Below are 19,250 nucleotides of genomic sequence, written 5' to 3' on the forward strand. Positions count from 1 at the left end.
ACCTATAAGGGATAAACAGAGCGAACGGTAAGGTATAGACTATAGAATAGATGGATACACGCTTAGTATCCATTTGTCAGAATATTTCCAAATTGTCAGAATATTTCCAAAACGAGCCAGAATCTTCTATTTTTGAGCCATGCATTGGAATTCATTTCCTGAATTCTTTGGTTGTCTTTATAGAATATACTTTCAGTAACCTGTTATCCTACTTACTATGGCTTTTGACTTAGACATGATTCAGCGCGTGTACGCTAACCTCGGCAAACGCGTCGAAGCAGCCCGGCAGGCAGTGGGCAAACCGCTGACTTTGTCGGAGAAGATTTTATACAGTCACCTTTTTGGCGGTGAAACAACCCAGGCATTCGAGCGGGGAAAAGCCTATGTGGATTTTGCACCCGACCGTGTAGCCATGCAGGATGCAACGGCTCAAATGGCTCTGTTGCAGTTTATGCAGGCAGGTCGGCCACAAGTAGCTGTCCCTTCTACCGTTCACTGCGACCACTTGATTCAGGCCGAAGTAGGGGCCGTACAGGATTTAGATATTGCTAAAAGCAAAAACAAAGAAGTATACGATTTCCTTGCCTCCATTTCCAATAAATATGGCATCGGCTTCTGGAAGCCCGGCGCAGGAATTATTCACCAGGTGGTGATTGAAAACTACGCCTTTCCGGGTGGAATGATGATCGGTACCGACTCGCACACGCCAAATGCAGGTGGTCTGGGCATGATCGCCATTGGTGTTGGTGGTGCCGATGCCTGCGACGTAATGGCAGGTCTGGCCTGGGAATTGAAAATGCCGAAACTGATTGGCGTGAAGCTGACCGGCAAATTGAGCGGTTGGGCATCAGCCAAAGACGTTATCCTTCGGGTAGCCGGTATCCTGACCGTAAAAGGTGGAACCGGTTGTATCGTCGAATATTTCGGCGAAGGGGCTGAGAGTTTGTCGGCGACTGGTAAAGGTACCATCTGTAACATGGGTGCCGAAATTGGTGCTACGACGTCGATTTTCGCGTACGATGAGAAAATGGCCGACTATCTGAAGGCGACCAGCCGGGCTGATATTGCCGCAGCTGCCGACGCCGTGAAAGCTGACCTGCGTGCGGATGAAGAAGTCTATGCAGATCCTGCTTCCTACTACGATCAGTTGATCGAAATTGACCTGTCTACACTGGAACCACATATTAACGGTCCATTCACTCCAGATTTGGCCTGGCCGCTGTCTAACTTTGCGAAAGCGGTAAAAGAAAATAACTGGCCTGCCAAGCTTGACGTTGGTCTGATTGGCTCATGCACCAACTCCAGCTACGAAGATATGACCCGTTCGGCTTCTGTAGCGGCTCAGGCAACGGCTAAGAATTTGAAAACCAAAGCTGAATTTACGGTAACGCCGGGTTCAGAACTGGTTCGGTTCACGGCCGAACGTGATGGCCTTCTGGCTACATTCGATGAAATTGGTGGTGTTGTTCTGGCCAATGCCTGCGGTCCCTGTATCGGGCAATGGGCGCGTCATATGGACGATCCAACCCGCAAAAACTCGATCATTACGTCGTTCAACCGGAACTTCGCCAAGCGGAACGATGGTAACGCCAGCACCCATGCTTTCGTGGCCTCGCCCGAAATCGTAACGGCGCTCGTTATTGCCGGTGACCTGACGTTCAACCCAATGACAGACACGCTGACCAACGAAGCTGGTGAGCAGGTAATGCTCGATGAGCCACAGGGTATCGAGCAGCCTGTTAAAGGCTACGCTGTTGACGACGCTGGTTATCAGGCACCCGCCGAAGACGGCTCTGCTGTACAGGTAATCGTGTCGCCAACGTCTGATCGTCTGCAACTTTTGGCTCCGTTTGCAGCCTGGGAAGGTACGGATCTGAAAGGATTGAAATTGCTGATCAAAGCGAAAGGCAAGTGCACAACCGACCATATTTCGATGGCGGGTCCGTGGTTGAAATACCGTGGTCACCTCGATAACATTTCGAACAATATGCTGATTGGTGCGGTGAACTTCTACAACGAGAAGACCAACACCGTGAAAAATCAATTGACCGGCGAATATGGCGAAGTACCTGCTGTACAACGGGCTTACAAAGCCGCTGGCATCGGTTCGATTGTGGTAGGAGATGAAAACTATGGTGAAGGTTCGTCACGTGAGCACGCAGCTATGGAGCCTCGCTTCCTGGGTGTTCGGGCTATTCTGGTACGTTCATTCGCCCGGATTCACGAAACCAACCTGAAAAAGCAAGGTATGCTGGCCCTAACGTTCGCCAATCCTGCCGATTACGATAAAATTCAGGAAGACGATGTAATCGACATCGACGGCCTAACGGAGTTCTCTCCAGGTCGTCCGCTCGAAATCGTCCTGCACCATGCTGACGGCACAACGGATGAATTTCCGGTCAATCATACGTACAACGAAGGTCAGATTGAGTGGTTTAAAGCGGGCGCTGCACTGAACATCATTCGGATGAAGCAGAACGCATAATTGACACACTTATAAATAGTTACAAATCGGCCCGGTCGATTGCCAAGCGCAATCAGCCGGGCCGATTTGTTGTTGGCGCAAGGCTAGTCAGCGTTTGCCGTTTACTAAAAAACAGATACCAAACGTTTGCTTAAGCTGTAACATTTGTGGTGAGGAGTATCGTAAACATAAACTGCCTAAGCAAATGAAGTTAGCAAAATTTGAAAAAAACAAAATCAACTTCGACGACTTTAAAGCGGAGACCTCTTTAGAGAAATTACTGGATACATTTACTTCACCGGGGTTGGTCATAGGCTTTCCCTGGCCTTCTTTCTTTTCAATCGATACGCTGAGCGTAACGAAAACAGTTGGCAAAGGCCGCACGAATCTTACGTTTATCCGGCCTGACATTGTTCAGGCAGATGCTACAACTCCTTATGCTGGCTTCAACAGACAGAATACGCCTAGTCGTAATCCGATCATCCAAATGCATTTTGAGCCAATCGCCTATGGAATAACCTCAGTTTCTAACTATGTGATGGTCTTTTCTGTAGAAAACTTTAGTCAGAATCAGTTCAATCTTCAAGGATTTGCCGGAGCGGGCATAGTTGGTAATGCGGGAACAAAAGTGTTGAATGGTAAACAGACAGTTGCTCTAACGTTCAGTAATGTTCCCCCTTCACAACCCATATATGGTTATTTAGAACAAACGTCAGGGAGCGCCTGGAATTATTATTCAACGGTAATCCGATTCCCTTTTCCAGTAGTTCAAGTATAACAGACATATAGAACATTCTGTGCTGGTCGTTTTGCTACGCAACGGTAGCTCAGCGAACGTATAACCTTTCTGAGGTATGAACGACCAGCACAACCCTGAATTCAAGCCCACTAAGACAGTACCGAATACTCACGTCGATTTATCCGACATTATTAATCTGTTTGACCTTGAGAAAAGAGCAGCAGAGATAATGACAAAAATGGCGTACGAATATGTCGCCAGTGGGGCTGCCGATGAATTGACCGTCCGATGGAATCGTGAGTCTCTGGATAATCTAAAACTCAATCCAAGTGTACTGAGAGACGTTAGTCAGCTTGATACCCGGATTTCGCTGTTCGGCGATGAGTTGCCGTACCCAATTCTCATTGCGCCAACTGCTTTTCATAAAATCATGCATCCTGAAGGTGAACTGGCCACAGCCCGTGGAGCAGGTGTCGCTTCAGCTACGTATGTTATCAGTTCCTTTACAACGACTCCATTGGAGGAAATTGCAGAAGTTGCTACCCAGCCTCTCTGGTTTCAGTTGTATGTTCAGGATGATCGAAGTTTAGTTAAAGATCTGGTTCAAAAAGCAGAAGCAGTGGGTTGTCGTGCACTTTGCGTGACTGTCGATACGCCCGTTCCCGGAATCCGGAATCGGCAGGATCGCGTAAATTTTCGATTACCCGACGAGGTGAAAGCGCCTTATATGCATGGATTGGGCGATCAGAAAAAGCTATTGACCTGGGCCGACATCGACTGGTTAAATTCATTCTCTAATATCCCGGTTTTGCTGAAAGGAATTTTAAATCCTGCCGACGCTGAACAGGCTGTTCAGGCAGGCGTATCGGGAATTATTGTCTCCAATCACAGTGGGCGTAACCTGGATACGGTACCCGCGACCATTGATGTGCTCCCCGGTATTGCCAATCAGGTGAACAAACGGGTACCGCTACTTATGGACGGAGGCATCCGAAGAGGAACCGATGTGCTAAAAGCGCTGGCGCAAGGTGCCGATGCCGTACTGGTTGGAAAACCAGTTTGCTTCGGGCTGGCTTGTGGAGGAGCTGACGGCGTCTCGAAAGTAATGACTATCCTCAGAACCGAATTTGAACTGGCGATGACCTTAACCGGACGAACTACCATTGCCAGCATCGACCGATCGGTGATCTGGAAACCAGCGTAATTATCGATAAAATCGCTCATAAACCTGCTTTTTAATAAGCTCACTGAACGTATCAAAATCGCTTTGATTCGCAATAGACGGAATTGACATTAAGCGCATCGGTATAGCTGCTTTTCCTGGCTGATAAGGTGGCTGAACGTAGTCAAAGAGGTTAAGAAAAAAGCCCTGTCGTTCGTAAAACCGAACCCGTCGTTGGCTCAATTCATCCTCGGGTCGTTCGACTTCCAGGATAATATACGTGTAGTCTGTGCCCAGTAACTGCGCCAGTGCCTGCTGGCCAACTTGTTTGCCACGTTGTGCCGGATCGATGGCAAAATGTTCGACAAAGAGGGCATCTGGCCATTGCCAGTAGATGATGAAACCCACAAGCTGATTGGTATCGATCAGCGCACAGAAATGCATATCCGGGCAGGAGAGAAGTGTTACCAAATCAGCAAAACTACGCCGTTCATCAGTGGGGAATGAGCCTTCATACCAGATTTGAATACTGTTTAGATAGGGATGTGGCTTCGTAATTCGTAGAAAAGTCATGCGTAGATTAGAAGATTTTAATTAAAATTTAATCTATCTTTGAATGTATTAGCTTTATCTAAGTATTATAACTAACTGATAGGTAATCAGTTGAGTTTATATTGCTTTCGGACTATATTTGGTTTCCGAACGATATGAAGAGGCAATATTATAACTTTTGGGTTTACCAGCTACTTGGTTTGTTGATGGCGTTGAACGTTATCAACCTGAGTATAGGTGTCCGCGATACGGCACTGCTGACAAGCCGAACTGTTGCTTACCATGAAGATTTGTCGGTCAATAAAATTGAAAGTATTGGTGAGTTCTTATTGGAAGAATGCTTCGGTTTTTATGATGCAGTACCCGAACATGACGATCCAGATGATGAGTCGGAGGTGACCGAACTGGAACAAGATTACGACTTTCATCCCTTATTTGTTTTTGCTCCCATACTAGCACCCGTTCGGTATCTTATAACAGAAAGCAGGCCCTTTACGCCTGCGTCTATTCCTGCCCATATTCAGGAAATTGTTGCTCCGCCCCCGCAGATTCTGGTTTAAACCAGGACTCTGTTTGGAGTCATCTATACGGCTACCTATCAGTCTATTAGCCGCTAGAACACGATTTATTATTCATTTTCTGGAGCCGCTTCGTCGGAGGGAATCGGTATATCCCTCTGATACGGTTACCCTATAGTTCAATTCAAGTATGAAAAATTTAGTGAGATGGACTGGTACGTTCCTGGTGGGCGTAGTGGTGGTTGGTTGTTCGGGTCGCGAGACAAAAACAGAGGAGCCTGAAAAACTAACGTTACCCGTTGTTCAGTTGTCCCGACAGTCTACCACGCTGCAACGCGATTATGTCACAACCATGGAGGCCGTTCGGAACGTGGAAATTCGTGCTCGCGTGTCCGGTTTCCTGGAAAAAATATATGTCGATGAAGGTCAGACCGTTCGGCAGGGTCAACTGCTGTTTAGCCTGAATGCGGCCGAATATAAAGTCGGGCTCGATAAAGCGCGCGCTAGTTTAAGAAGTGCACTGGCGGGTGCTAAAACGGCAGAAGTCGAAGTAGAGCGGGTGAAGTTGCTGGTCGACAAAAAAATTGTCTCTCCCTCCGAACTGGAACTGGCAAAGGCCAAACTCGATGCGGCCCGTGCACAGGTTGAAGAAGCTCAATCCGCCCAGTCGACGGCTTCGCTTCGATTGGCGCATGCGAATATCCGGGCGCCTTTCGATGGCGTAATCAACCGCATTCCCTTCAAAATGGGCAGTCTCATCGAAGAGGGTGCCCTGCTAACAGAAGTGTCTGATATTCACGAGGTGTTCGCTTACTTCGACGTGTCAGAGAAGGAGTATTTGGGCTTTTTGAAAAAACACCGCGATCTGGTCGGTAAGAATGGGCAGGAAGTCGAAATGATGCTGGCCGACGAAACGCCCTATCCACAAAAAGGGCGAATTGAAACGATGGAGAGTGTTTTTGAAGAAGAATCCGGCACCATTGCGTTTCGAGCGCGGTTCCCGAATCCACTCAACATGCTGAAACATGGTTCATCGGGTAAAATTCGGTTGCCGAGTATCGTCAGTGACGCTTTGCTGGTTCCTCAGAAAGCAGTTTTTGAGGTGCAGGATAAAAACTACGTGTATGTGGTCGATAAGGCCAATAAGGTGAAGTCACGGAGTTTTGTGCCCCAGGCGCGTGTTGGCCAGAATTACATTGTTAAGTCGGGCCTGCAACCGGGTGATCGGGTTGTCTATGAAGGCATTCAGAATATTCGGGATGGCGATCAGATCATTCCAACAGCCGTCGCTGCGGACAGTTTGTCTACCCAAAATACACTAGCTCAACAATAATTTGTCGATTGTTTCATGTTCGATTTATTCATAAAGCGCCCACTGCTATCAGCCGTTATTTCGGTGCTGATTACGCTGCTGGGTTTTCTGGCACTGATGGGACTGCCTGTTACCCAGTTCCCTGATATTGTGCCGCCTTCCGTTACCGTAACCGCCAAGTATACCGGCGCTAATGCCGAAGTTGCCACCAAAGCCGTAGCCATGCCGCTGGAGCGAGCTATCAACGGGGTGCCGGGTATGGTATATATGAATTCGGTATCTGGCAATGACGGCACTACGTTGATTCAGGTATTCTTCAATGTGGGGACCGATCCCGATCTGGCGGCCATGAGTGTCCAGAACCGTGTAACGACAGTGCTGGATGAACTCCCCGAAGAGGTAATCAAGGCCGGTGTATCGACCGAAAAAGAGGTGAACAGTATGCTGTTGTATCTCAATATTTTCAGTGATGATCCCAGCGTAGACGAAAAATTCATCTATAACTTCGCCGATATCAACGTATTAGCTGAGTTAAAGCGAATCGACGGAGTTGGGTTTGCCGATATTATGGGTTCTCGCGAATATTCGATGCGGATCTGGCTCAAACCTGATCGCATGGCATCCTACGGCGTATCGCCCGATGAAGTTATCAGCGCCATTCGGGAACAGAATGTTGAAGCTGCTCCCGGTAAAGCGGGCGAAAGTGCCGACCGCGCTCCGCAGATGCTACAATATGTGCTGCGCTACAGCGGTAAATTCTTCGACCCCAAACAATATGAAAATCTGGTGCTTCGGGCGGAATCTAACGGATCGATTCTTCGCCTGAGAGATGTGGCCGAGATCGAATTCGGTTCCCTTGATTACGATGTTCTGTCCAAAACGGATGGACGACCGTCGGCATCGATTATGCTCAAGCAACGGCCCGGTTCGAATGCCAGCGACGTAATTAACAACGTGAAAGCCAGGATGGCGGAGTTGAAGAAAACCAACTTCCCACCGGGCATGACCTATAACTTCGCTTACGATGTGTCGCGTTTTCTGGATGCCTCGATTCACGAAGTTATCCGAACCCTGATCGAAGCATTTGTATTAGTATTCCTGGTTGTATTCCTGTTTTTGCAGGACTGGCGTTCTACGCTGATTTGTGCACTGGCCGTTCCGGTTGCTTTGGTAGGGGCATTTGCCTTCATGAGTATGATTGGCTTTTCGATCAACCTACTCACCCTCTTTGCCCTGGTGCTGGCCATCGGTATTGTGGTCGATAACGCCATTGTCGTGGTCGAAGCAGTACACGCTAAAATGGCGGAGACTGGGGCTGGTAACCTGTCGCCGAGAGAAGCAACATTTGCCGCCATGAACGAAATCAGCGGAGCACTGGTGGCTATTACGCTGGTCATGTCGGCTGTATTTGTCCCGGTAGCGTTCATGTCGGGCCCGGTTGGGATTTTCTACCGGCAATTTTCCCTGACGTTGGCAGTAGCCATTGTTATCTCGGGTATCAACGCCGTTACGCTTACGCCAGCCTTGTGCGCCTTGCTGCTACGTCCGGCACATGATCATAAATCAACGGGTCTGTTGGGGCGTTTCTTTGCCCGTTTCAATCGAGGCTTCGATGCACTAACGGGACGTTACCAGCGGTTACTAAAACGAGTTGCCAGTCGGACTGCCGTTACGCTGGCCATGCTGGCTTTGTTTGCCGGAGGGACCTGGGGCATTGCTTCGTTTTTGCCGAGTGGCTTCATCCCGACCGAAGATCAGGGGATGATTTACGTAAGCGTGACCACACCCGTTGGCGCAACCCTGAAGCGGACAGAAGATGTGCTTGATAAAATTCAGCAGGTAGCCTCGAAGATGGACGCAGTTGAAAACGTATCGACGCTGGCCGGATTTAGCCTGATGACCGATGGCGTTGGCGCTTCGTACGGTATGGGTATGATTAACCTGAAGAACTGGGATGAACGTAAACAATCGCTGGAAGAGATTATTGCTGCCCTGGAAACCAACACCAAGGGCGTACAGGACGCCAGCATCCAGTTTTTTCCTCCGCCTACGGTTCCTGGTTTCGGTAACTCCAGCGGTTTTGAATTACGCCTGCTTGATCGAACAGGTTCTGGTGATCTGCAAAAGACCAAAAAAGTGACCGATGCATTTATTGCTGCGCTGAAAAAACGACCCGAAATTGGGAATGCATTTACAAGCTTCGACCCGAGCTTCCCGCAGTATTTACTACAAGTAGATCAGGATAAAGCGGCCCAGAAAGGGGTATCCATCGACAATGCCATGAGTACGCTGCAAACGCTGATGGGAAGTTATTATGCCTCGAATTTCATCCGGTTTGGGCAAATGTACAAGGTCATGGTGCAGGCCTCGCCCGAATACCGAGCCAAGCCCGAAGATATTTTGAGCCTTCGGGTTAAGAACAAATCGGGCGAGATGGTGCCTTACTCAAATTTTATTCGCCTAGAGCGGGTGTATGGCCCAGAGCAGATTACACGCTACAACATGTACATGTCGGCGATGATTAACGGCGATCCGGCACCGGGCTATAGCAGTGGTGATGCACTACGAACTGTGCAGGAAGTGGCTGATAAAGAGCTGCCTAAAGGGTACTCGTTTGCCTGGTCGGGAATGTCGCGCGAGGAAGTTTTGTCCGGCGATCAGGCTATTTTGATCTTTTTGCTTTGCCTGGTCTTCGTGTATTTATTGCTTGTAGCGCAATACGAAAGCTTGTTTTTGCCTTTGCCCGTCTTGTTATCCTTACCTGCCGGAATTTTTGGCTCGTTTTTATGTCTGCAACTGGCGGGACTACAAAATAACATCTACGCTCAGGTATCGCTGGTCATGCTTATTGGCCTGTTAGGGAAAAATGCGATCCTGATTGTCGAGTTTGCCAATCAGCGTCAACAGGAGGGACTGCCCATTATAAAAGCGGCTATTGAAGGGGCTGTCACTCGTTTGCGGCCTATTTTGATGACTTCTCTGGCATTCATTGCCGGACTCATTCCCCTTTGCATTGCGTCGGGAGCCGGGGCACTGGGTAACCGTTCTATCGGGACGGCTGCTGCGGGAGGCATGTTCATCGGAACCGTATTTGGCCTGGTACTAGTGCCGGGATTATATGTGTTGTTCGCCAAAATTGCCCAACGGTTTAGTCCGAAGTCAGCGCCTGCCGATGCTATAAAACCAGAATCTGTATCCACCAAAACGAATCCCAATGGTGCCGTTCTTCAAGAATCATAAAGCCTCCTATTTTTTATTGAGTTTATTTTTTGCCGGAAGCCTGGGTAGTTGCCGCATTCAGCATACGCCATCTTCAGTGCCGAAAATTCCTGTACCTCAGTCATTTGCAGGTCGCCCTGATACGGGGCGAATCGATTCGAGCAGCATTGGTGAGTGGCCTCATCAACTAGTATTTACCGACACCAGGCTGGTGGCGCTGATCGACACGGCATTGGCGCGAAACCCTGATTTGAAGATTACCCTTCAGCGTATTGAAATCGCAAAAGCCAACTATGGTATCAGTCAGGGCGCTTTATTACCGCGAGTCGATGCTGTGGCTACAGCAGGCGTTGATCGCTATGGTCGTTACACACTCAATGGGGTGGGTAATTATGATACCAACCTGTCGGATAACATTTCGGGGGCAAGCCAAATTCCGAACCCTACACCTGACTACTTTGTGGGCCTGCGTAGCTCATGGGAGATTGATCTCTGGGGAAAACTTCGCAACCGACGAAAGGCAGCTTATACACGCATCCTGGCATCGGAAGAAGGCCGTAACCTGGTTGTTACTGCCCTCACGGCCGATGTGGCCCGGTTGTATTACTCGTTGCTGGCTTTAGATGCAGAGCTGGAAATCATTGGCGAAAACGTTGAATTACAGCAAAAAGCCCTTGAGTTAGTTGACGTGCAGAAAGCCGCCGGACGGGTTACTGAATTGGCCGTACAGCAGTTTAGAGCGCAACTGCTCAATACGCGCGGGCTGGAGGGGCGGGTGCAGCAGGAGATCGTTGAAACCGAAAATCAGTTGAACGTCTTGCTGGGTCGCTATCCGCAGGCAGTAGCACGGGGAGCTTCGATTGAAAAACAGTCCTTGCCAACAGCCGTGTCGGCTGGTTTGCCCACTCAACTAGTATACCGTCGCCCCGATATTCGTCAAGCTGAGCGTGAACTGGAAGCGGCCAACGTCGATGTCGCTGTGGCACGGGCTGAATTTCTGCCTTCGTTGAATGTGTCACCGTATCTGGGTTTCAATGCCTTCCGGCCTAATGTATTGTTAAATCCACAGTCAGTGGCATTGGGAATACTAGGTGGGTTGGCTGCTCCAGTTATCAATCGACAGCAGTTGAAGGGCAATCTGGTGATCAGAACGGCACAGAGTCGCGAAGCTTATTATGCGTATCAACGAGCTATCTTAACGGGCGTTTCAGAAGTAGTAAGCAGTCTGAAAGGGCTGGAAAATTACCGGAATGTAGCGAATATCCAGCGTCAGGAAGTCGATGTACTCCGGCAGGCTGCCACCACATCAAATGAATTATTCGCCAATGGCTATGCCACCTATCTGGAGGTAATTACGGCCCAGCGAAATGTGCTCGATGCCGAACTGGCGTTGATTACAACGAAACGAGCCCAGTTTTTAGCCTTAGTTGGCCTGTATCGGGCGCTCGGTGGAGGAACGAAATGATGGAGTTGATGTATGATATAGGATGTATGAAGTATGATATAAATAGCATGGAAATCCTATACCATATATCATACTTCATACATCCTATATCATACATCACTTAAGTTTTTCCATTGCCTTTTTAGTGGCTTCGAATTGCCGCTTCTTTTGAAGCACAGTTGGAGCGGCAACGCGCTCGCGGCAGTCAAAAATGCCACAACGCTCGCAGGTTTGATTGACTACCCGGAAGGGAATATCAGTCAGGGATGAAACTCCATTGGGTGCATTCAGGAACTTCATCTTGCTTTTTAAGGTGTCGTTCACTGCAAAGCACATCGATACGCTCATGTTTTGCTGAAACTCAGGCTGAAACGGGTGGGCTACCGAAATGATCAGATACTGTGAACCCGAATCAGCGTATTCGGAGAGTTGTGCCCGACAGAGCGTTCCGTCGAACCCTTTGTGCTGCTGCAAGAACTGAAGCTCCTGTAAAATCGTCCAGGCAATCCACCGGCGACAGAAATGCTCATCGACAATACCACGCGGCCCTTGTTGACGGGATAGGTGCATCTCTTTGGTCAACTTAAACGTAGTCTGGCCGGGAATGTGATTAAAGCGATAAAAGAACAGCTGATCGATACCAAAATGGCTCGGCAGCACATTACTCAATCGGTAAAAGAAGCGTTCGGGCGTGGCCCCAAAATCGGCGATGAGCTGAAGGAAGTCGTCGCTGCTCCAGGTTTCGCGGGCAAATAGTTGCTCTACTTTGGTAACCAGTGCCTCACGGCGGATGAGGATAGCACCCGCAAAATAGGACGCCTTGTAGTTATTCAGTATTTGCTCAAACGACTCCGCTTCGACCCAGGAATACGTATAAGGTCGATTTTTGAGATGCAAAAACTGAAACCCGACTTCCCGGGCCAGAATAAATATCCGCTGTTCAACCGACAGCCCGACATTCATATGTAATGTATGATGCTCAGGGCGATAAACTGACCGTAAGGAGAGCAGTTCAGGATTAGTAAGCGTATCAAACTGCTCAATCTTAACGTCGTAGCGGGTTTTGAGCAGATTAACCAGCAGGGCTTCTTCAACAGGCCGATCAGACGGGGCAAATTCGCTCAGAAACTGGTCGGCTTCCGCTTCGATTTCCGGGAAATAATTGTCGTGCATTTCCTGATACGACCGTAGCATAGTCAGATACAGCCGCTCGACGCTCATGTTGTAGCTTAAGGCAATGTCCATGAACGTACGAATCATGGCGCTGACTTTGGCCGGTGCTTCGGCCAGCAACTCAAGCAGGTCGGAGGGATCGATGCCAAAAAGCTCAAGCGGAATTTCGGTCAGGAATTTGGAACGTAATAAATCCGAGATTGGCTCTAATTTCTTACTTAGCTTGAGTGAAACCAGCGAGTCATAGTCAACCTGCATCGCATTAGCCAGTGCCGAAATCTTGTCCGCTTTCGGGTATTTGCGGCCTTTCTCAATTTCGGTTACATACGAAACCGATAAGCCTGACTTTTGTGCCAATTCGCTAACTGACAATCCTTTGTCGAGTCTTAGTTGGCGCAATTTCAGGCCAAACAATAAGCGGATATGATCGGCAGGTAAGTTCAACGGATAGGAATAGATTAAGTAAGTTCAGTCCGGATTAGTCAGCCGAGAGCGGATCAAAGTTCCAGTGACGGGCCGGATCGTAGTGGAGGAATCCGTTTGACGTAAACAGCGGACTATCGATATTGTTGTGATATAATTGGCCCGTACCCAGTCCCTGCGGTAGCAAATTCCGAAACTGAGCCGTGTATTGCGCAATGGCATTTAATCCAATATTTGATTCCAGCGCCGAAGTAACCCACCAGCCAATATTTAATCGGCCGGCAAGTTCGATCCACTCATCGCAATGGCGTAACCCACCCAGCAACGTTGGCTTAAGAATAATAAACTGCGGCTGGATTTTTTTTAACAGTCTGAATTTATGAACATACTCCATTTGGCCAATGAGTTCTTCATCCAGCGCGATGGGGATAGGAGTATGGCGGCATAAATCAGCCATTAACTCGGGCTGGCCAGCGCGGATGGGTTGCTCAATCGAATGCAACTCATAAGATGCTAATCGTTCGAGTTTAGCCATCGCTTCGTCGGGTTGAAAGGCCCCGTTAGCATCGACCCGAAGCGTAATTTGGTCAGCTGTAAAGCGATCTCGAATCATGGCCAGCAATTCACATTCCTGGTTAAAATCGAGGGCGCCAATTTTTAGTTTCAGCGTCGTATAACCCGCCTGCAATTTCTCTTCGATCTGCTGGCGCATAAAATCCGGACTGCCCATCCAGATCAATCCATTGATAGGGAGCGACCGCTGCCCCGTCGTAAAATCCGACGCCCGAATAATATGCTGACCACCGGACAGGAAGTCGAGCATAGCCGTTTCAAAACCGAATAAAATGCTCGGGAATTGTGGACTGATGATCTGATTGAGTACAATCGGAACATTCCAACTAAATAGTTGCAAGTCTAATTCATTGAATTCCAGGCAATATTTTTGTAGACATTCCTCGAAATCAGTTCGATCATCGTAGCTCAACCCAACCAGAGGGCCACATTCGCCATAGCCAATAACGGCCGGGTCTTCATCGTCGAAGAGTCGAATGATATAGGATTTTTTTTTCGTAAGGGTCCCGCGCGACGTACCCGCTTCGAAGCGAAAATGCAACGTGTATGGTAGGAAGTCGGCTTTTAAACTCATTGTACGAATGGCGAGGACGGGGGTTCTCAGTCCTAAAAGTACTACTTTTGGATGCTCAACCGGGCAATATTACGAAAATATTAATGAAACCTTTGATCGTTAAATGGCTACTCCTGCCACTCAGTGGACTCTATGGACTACTTACAGGTATCCGTAATTGGCTCTTTGATAGACACTTATTGACGTCAAGTCGTGTTTCTGTTTACTCCATAAGTGTAGGTAATTTAACAGTTGGCGGTACTGGGAAAACACCCATGATTGAATTTTTGATTAAACGGTATGCTTTTTTAGTGACAAATAAGGCTGGAGAGACGGCTACATTGAGTCGGGGGTATGGTCGGCACACCCGGGGGTTTAGGATTGCTACCGATGCCGACACAGCCAGTACGATAGGCGATGAGCCACTTCAGCTTTACCGTAAATTTAGCCCGCAGGTCCGGGTTTGCGTTGGCGAACGACGGGTCGAAGCCATTCAAACGTTACAGTCACTCCACCCGGAAACAGACCGAATTCTGCTTGATGATGCCTTCCAGCACCGGGCTGTTGATCCACACTTAAGCATTTTGTTAATGGATTACAGTCGCCCGTTTTATACGGATTATCCGTTTCCTGCCGGACGATTACGTGAACGACGAAAAGGGGCCAGGCGGGCCGATGTTGTGGTTGTTACCAAGTGCCCGACGAATTTATGGACTACAGAGCAGCAACGTATTGCTAATCGAATTCGAAAGTATACCCGCCCGGAAACCCCCATTTTTTTTGCCGGATTGACCTATAGTGAGCCTATGTCGTTCGCAATGCACCAGCCAGCGACTAATCTACGTGACGTGGTGCTGGTATCGGGGCTGGCCAATGCCGATCCACTCGAGCGGTATGTTCAGCGAACGTTTCGGCTGAGTAGACATGTCCGGTTTGCCGATCATTATGTTTATACAAGGGCTGACCTCGACGAAATTCTGGCCGTACTACCGCCTGCTGCCGCTTTGCTGACTACAGAAAAAGACTGGGTAAAACTCGATGCCCTGCTCAGTCTGGAGGAACGACTAAACTTACCCTTATTTTACCTGCCTGTGGCAGTACAGTTCTTGCCTGGGCAGGAGCCCGATTTTATGCAATTTCTGGAGGCTAATGCACTTAAAAATCGTTAAATACTGAGCGTACGTTCAATCGAATTTTCGGCTGTCCGGCGTTTTGGCGTACTTTTGACCTAATGAATCGGAGTCTTCTTGTTTTATTTTTTATGCTGGCCCTGTTGCTTAGGGGCTGGGCGCAGACGGGTCAAATGCCCGGTGGGTTTCCGAATAGTTTCGGTGGACGGCAAACAATGCCTGCATCCACTACAGGTAATAAGGGCACTGGAATCATCGACGACTCAACAAAAGTTATCTATGGCCCTAAATCGACACGCTATGTGTTGGAGGATGATGTGTTAAACAATCGTCAGAAACTCTACACGTTAGATACGACCATGGACGAAGTTCATCGGTTCACCTATGTACAGCGGAGTCAGAATTTATACCAGGATCTGGGCACTCTCGGCACGCCAATCCGCCCAGTATTTCTACAAATTCCCCAGCAGCTGGGAGCGCAGTCGGGCTATTACGTGTTTAATCCCTATGCCTACCAAACCAAAGACGTAAAATATTTTAATACTAAGTCGCCCTACACCGACATGTACATTGCTCTGGGCGGAAACAGTCAGAATATTTTGCGCTTCGACATGGCCCAAAATATCAATCCCCGCTGGAATGTGGGTTTTAATGTTCAGCGATTCACGTCTCAGAAGGTATTTGGCACTACCGGTACGAACGATACGTATAAATTACTGGCGCAGAACTGGGCGGTCGTGTTGCATACCAACTACCGTTCGAAAAACGACAAATACACACTATTGGCTCATTTTAACAACATGAACCATAGTCTCGATGAGCAGGGTGGCGTATTGCCTGGGCAAACCATCGATTTGCAGCCTATCATTTACAACTATACCGGTGACTCCCGATTACGCAGCGGCAGTACGTCGGTGCACGGGCCACATGGCTGGGAAATCCATAACGACTGGCACGTGTATCATCAATATGTACTGAATAAAGGTTTTCAACTCTATCATCGCTTTGATTATCAGTCTCATAAGAATTTTTATCAGGATGATACCCTGAAATTGAATCAATCAATTGTCTCCCCGACTACAGGCGATACGCTCCGCTTTTACCCGTCAATCCTGGGTGATACATCGCGAATATTTCAGCTAAATCGCTACAGTTTGCTGGAAAACCAGTTTGGTATCAAGGGAAGTGCCCAGTATAGAGGTTCTTCCTTCAACTACCGAGCCTATCTCCGCGTTCGGAATTACAATCAGTCTACCCACTATAATGAGTCCCGAACGAGTTTTAATGACTATACAACCTCACGGCTCGAAACGTTTTTGGGGGGCTGGCTCGGCTATTATTTACCCGACAGCTTGTCCAGAGTGACGGCTGAAGCTGAATTTGGTGCCAACACAAAAGGAAATCTGCTGTATCGAATTAAGGGAGAGCTTGAAAGTAAATTTCTAACGGCGGGCTACTCGTCGATTTCGACCAACCCAACGCTGATGCAGGAGCGGTACCAGAGCATGATTTTTTTCTGGCGGAATAACTTCAGCTTACCGATTTACAACCATGCCTATGGCAAGTTAAATCTGCATTACAAACAACTTCGAATCGAGCCAAGTCTGGATTACTACCTGCTGTCGAACTATATTTATTTTGATAACAAAGCGACTCCACAGCAAGTAGATGGCTCATTCAGTGTCCTGCGGACTGGCTTAGGGTATCATTTTCAATTTGGCAAATTTCTGATTTCGGGTCAGGGGTATTACACGGTTCAATCCAATACAGACGTGTTGCACATACCCCCATTTTTCATGAATACCCGCCTTCAATACGAGTTTCTCTACGCCAAAGTCCTCTATATTCAGACCGGGATCGATTTGCACTATAAATCGCCCTATTACGCAGATGCTTACATGCCTGTCACCCAGCAGTTTTATCTTCAAAGTACGGAGAAAGTAGAAGGAGCTATTCTAGCAGATTTGTATGCCAACCTGCGCATTAATCGAACGAGATTGTTTGTAAAACTTACCCATGCTAATCAGGGCTTACCACAGGCGGGCTATTTTGTGGCGCCTGGTTTCCTGCAAATGCGCCGGGGTTTCTCTTTTGGTGTCGACTGGTATTTGTTTGACTAGCCCGAAATGCCTGCTTCTTCGTAATACTTTAGGGTAATTTTAATGCTCAGTTGCTTTTAATACTATAATCGAGTTATTTGTCTCGACAAAACCGATAAATCTTTCTATTTTCTGCATGGATCCATTTCAGATTCAAAAAGCACCCACCCAATATGATGTAGTCATCGTTGGCTCAGGGGCTGGGGGTGGTATGGCGGCTTATACACTGGCGAAAGCTGGGGCAAAAGTCGCGTTGTTAGAAGCGGGCGGTTATTTTGACCCAGCCGATCCCAAATACATTACCCAATTGAAATGGCCCTGGGAATCGCCCCGACGTGGGGCTAGTACGACGCGTGCGTTCGGCGATTTTGACGCTGCCTGGGGTGGTTGGGATATTGAAGGTGAACCGTATTCTGCTAAACAGGGTACCGAATTCTACTGGTTCCGTTCCCGGATGCTGGGCGGACGTACCAATCACTGGGGACGTATTTCTATGCGATTCGGTCCCGACGATTTCCGACGTCGTTCCCTTACTGGGATCGGCGACGACTGGCCAATCACCTACGACGACATCAAGCCATTCTACGACCGTGTTGACAAGATGATTGGGGTATTTGGTTCGATAGAGACCGATTTTCCAAATGAACCGAACGGCCACTTCCTGCCACCGCCTAAACCCCGCTTGCATGAACTGATGCTTCGGAAAGGAGCGAAGAGTATTGGTATTCCGGTTATTCCATCGCGCTTAAGCATCCTGACGAAGCCCATCAACAAAGAGCGGGGTTCCTGCTTCTATTGCAGCCAGTGCGGTCGGGCCTGTCAGGCCTATGCCGACTTCTCATCCTCGTCGGTGCTTTGTATTCCTGCCGTTAAAACCGGAAATGTAACACTCATTAACGGGGCTATGGCTCGTGAAGTCTTAACTGATCCCAAAACGGGGCTTGCGACGGGTGTAAGCTACGTTGACACCCGCACGTTGCAGGAAGTGACTATTAAGGCAAAGTCCGTTATCCTTAGCGCCAGTACCTGCGAAACGGCCCGACTTTTACTTAATTCAAAATCGTCCCGTTTCCCGAACGGTCTGGCGAATAGCAGTGGCGTAATTGGTAAATACCTGAATGACTCGACTGGAGCCAGCCGCTCGGGTTTTGTTCCGGCTCTGATGGATCGCAAGCGCTACAACGAAGATGGCGTGGGTGGTATGCACGTATTCACCCCCTGGTGGCTCGATAACAAGAAACTGGATTTCCCACGGGGCTACCACATCGAGTACGGTGGCGGTATGGGAATGCCTGGCTACGGCTTTGGTGGTGGCATCGAGAACATGAACGGTCGGTTCCCCGGTCGGGATGGGAAAATGAAGACCGGCGGTGGTTATGGCGCAGGTCTGAAAGACGATTATCGCCGGTTCTACGGGGCCTACATTGGTATGGCTGGCCGTGGTGAACCCATTCCGCTCGAAAGTAACTACTGTGAAATCGATCCGAATTCCGTTGACAAATACGGTATTCCAACCTTACGATTCCATTACAAATGGTCTGAGAATGAGATAAAGCAGGCTAAACACATGCAGGATACCTTCGAAGAAATTATTCATTCGATGGGTGGTACTCCTCTAGGAAATAAACCCGGTCCTGAGAACAACTATGGTCTGGAAGCTCCAGGGAAAATCATTCACGAAGTAGGTACAGTTCGGATGGGCAATGATCCTCAAAAATCGGCTCTGAACAAATGGCAGCAGGCTCACGACGTGAAAAACCTGTTTGTCGTTGATGCGGCTCCGTTCGTTTCGCAGGGCGATAAAAACGTAACCTGGACGATTCTGGCCAGCTCCATGCGTACCAGTGAATATTTGATTGATGAAGTCAAAAAGAAAAATATTTAATCGA

At 48.5% G+C, this 19,250-nt stretch carries 13 protein-coding genes; 10 read left to right on the top strand and 3 right to left on the bottom strand.

Going from position 1 to position 19,250, the window contains the following annotated elements; all coding sequences use genetic code 11:
- Positions 1-217 precede the first annotated feature (217 nt).
- From GO755_RS31015 to GO755_RS31025, 3 genes are all read left to right on the top strand, one after another.
- Entirely contained in the window at positions 218-2,485 is a 2,268-nt protein-coding gene (locus GO755_RS31015) for an aconitate hydratase (protein WP_157589319.1), read from the top strand.
- A gap of 184 nt (positions 2,486-2,669) precedes the next feature.
- The gene (locus GO755_RS31020) at positions 2,670-3,242 is read left to right on the top strand and encodes a hypothetical protein (RefSeq protein ID WP_157589320.1); all 573 of its coding nucleotides are present in this window, start codon (positions 2,670-2,672) and stop codon (positions 3,240-3,242) included.
- A 76-nt stretch (positions 3,243-3,318) separates the two neighbouring features.
- Entirely contained in the window at positions 3,319-4,407 is a 1,089-nt protein-coding gene (locus GO755_RS31025) for an alpha-hydroxy acid oxidase (RefSeq protein WP_157589321.1), read from the top strand.
- On the opposite strand, the gene GO755_RS31030 is transcribed toward GO755_RS31025, so the two are convergent.
- A complete protein-coding gene (locus tag GO755_RS31030; protein WP_157589322.1) occupies positions 4,408-4,938 on the bottom strand; it encodes a GNAT family N-acetyltransferase in 531 nt (176 codons plus the stop codon).
- A 134-nt stretch (positions 4,939-5,072) separates the two neighbouring features.
- Between GO755_RS31030 and GO755_RS31035 the strand changes: the two genes are divergently transcribed.
- The 4 genes from GO755_RS31035 (at position 5,073) to GO755_RS31050 (ending at position 11,431) form a co-directional block, all read left to right on the top strand.
- The gene (locus GO755_RS31035; RefSeq protein ID WP_157589323.1) at positions 5,073-5,477 is read left to right on the top strand and encodes a hypothetical protein; all 405 of its coding nucleotides are present in this window, start codon (positions 5,073-5,075) and stop codon (positions 5,475-5,477) included.
- A 148-nt stretch (positions 5,478-5,625) separates the two neighbouring features.
- Positions 5,626-6,768, top strand: a complete 1,143-nt coding sequence (locus GO755_RS31040; RefSeq protein WP_157589324.1) for an efflux RND transporter periplasmic adaptor subunit — start codon at positions 5,626-5,628, stop codon at positions 6,766-6,768.
- A 15-nt stretch (positions 6,769-6,783) separates the two neighbouring features.
- Positions 6,784-9,987 carry an efflux RND transporter permease subunit gene (locus GO755_RS31045; protein WP_157589325.1) on the top strand — a complete coding sequence of 1,068 codons (3,204 nt, stop codon included), beginning with the start codon at positions 6,784-6,786 and terminating at the stop codon, positions 9,985-9,987.
- A complete protein-coding gene (locus GO755_RS31050; protein ID WP_157589326.1) occupies positions 9,962-11,431 on the top strand; it encodes a TolC family protein in 1,470 nt (489 codons plus the stop codon). Before GO755_RS31045 ends, GO755_RS31050 begins: the two co-directional genes overlap by 26 nt.
- Before the next feature lie 96 nt (positions 11,432-11,527).
- Here the strand turns inward: GO755_RS31050 and GO755_RS31055 are convergent, their stop codons facing one another.
- The gene (locus GO755_RS31055; protein ID WP_157589327.1) at positions 11,528-13,027 is read right to left on the bottom strand and encodes a helix-turn-helix domain-containing protein; all 1,500 of its coding nucleotides are present in this window, start codon (positions 13,025-13,027) and stop codon (positions 11,528-11,530) included.
- Between the two features lie 34 nt (positions 13,028-13,061).
- Complete coding sequence (locus GO755_RS31060) at positions 13,062-14,153, bottom strand: o-succinylbenzoate synthase (RefSeq protein ID WP_157589328.1); 1,092 nt, start codon at positions 14,151-14,153, stop codon at positions 13,062-13,064.
- 83 nt (positions 14,154-14,236) lie between these two features.
- On the opposite strand from GO755_RS31060, the gene lpxK reads away from it, so the two are divergent.
- The 3 genes from lpxK to GO755_RS31075 all read left to right on the top strand — a co-directional run bounded on the left by lpxK (position 14,237) and on the right by GO755_RS31075 (position 19,246).
- Complete coding sequence (gene lpxK, locus GO755_RS31065) at positions 14,237-15,301, top strand: tetraacyldisaccharide 4'-kinase (protein WP_157589329.1); 1,065 nt, start codon at positions 14,237-14,239, stop codon at positions 15,299-15,301.
- Positions 15,302-15,363: 62 nt separating this feature from the next.
- Positions 15,364-17,382, top strand: a complete 2,019-nt coding sequence (locus GO755_RS31070) for a putative porin (protein ID WP_157589330.1) — start codon at positions 15,364-15,366, stop codon at positions 17,380-17,382.
- Between the two features lie 115 nt (positions 17,383-17,497).
- Positions 17,498-19,246, top strand: coding sequence for a GMC oxidoreductase (locus GO755_RS31075; protein ID WP_157589331.1), 1,749 nt, complete (start codon positions 17,498-17,500; stop codon positions 19,244-19,246).
- Positions 19,247-19,250 lie beyond the last annotated feature (4 nt).

The sequence above is a fragment of the Spirosoma arboris genome, assembly GCF_009754945.1.
Classification (GTDB): domain Bacteria; phylum Bacteroidota; class Bacteroidia; order Cytophagales; family Spirosomataceae; genus Spirosoma; species Spirosoma arboris.

Bases quoted from the DNA above. Each gene is read 5' to 3' on its own strand.
- GO755_RS31070 (WP_157589330.1), top strand. From the start codon at position 15,364: ATGAATCGGAGTCTTCTTGTTTTATTTTTTATGCTGGCCCTGTTGCTT.
- GO755_RS31050 (WP_157589326.1), top strand. From the start codon at position 9,962: ATGGTGCCGTTCTTCAAGAATCATAAAGCCTCCTATTTTTTATTGAGT.
- GO755_RS31035 (WP_157589323.1), top strand. From the start codon at position 5,073: ATGAAGAGGCAATATTATAACTTTTGGGTTTACCAGCTACTTGGTTTG.
- GO755_RS31040 (WP_157589324.1), top strand. From the start codon at position 5,626: ATGAAAAATTTAGTGAGATGGACTGGTACGTTCCTGGTGGGCGTAGTG.
- GO755_RS31045 (WP_157589325.1), top strand. From the start codon at position 6,784: ATGTTCGATTTATTCATAAAGCGCCCACTGCTATCAGCCGTTATTTCG.
- GO755_RS31030 (WP_157589322.1), bottom strand. From the start codon at position 4,938: ATGACTTTTCTACGAATTACGAAGCCACATCCCTATCTAAACAGTATT.
- GO755_RS31020 (WP_157589320.1), top strand. From the start codon at position 2,670: ATGAAGTTAGCAAAATTTGAAAAAAACAAAATCAACTTCGACGACTTT.
- lpxK (WP_157589329.1), top strand. From the start codon at position 14,237: ATGAAACCTTTGATCGTTAAATGGCTACTCCTGCCACTCAGTGGACTC.
- GO755_RS31025 (WP_157589321.1), top strand. From the start codon at position 3,319: ATGAACGACCAGCACAACCCTGAATTCAAGCCCACTAAGACAGTACCG.
- GO755_RS31075 (WP_157589331.1), top strand. From the start codon at position 17,498: ATGGATCCATTTCAGATTCAAAAAGCACCCACCCAATATGATGTAGTC.
- GO755_RS31015 (WP_157589319.1), top strand. From the start codon at position 218: ATGGCTTTTGACTTAGACATGATTCAGCGCGTGTACGCTAACCTCGGC.
- GO755_RS31060 (WP_157589328.1), bottom strand. From the start codon at position 14,153: ATGAGTTTAAAAGCCGACTTCCTACCATACACGTTGCATTTTCGCTTC.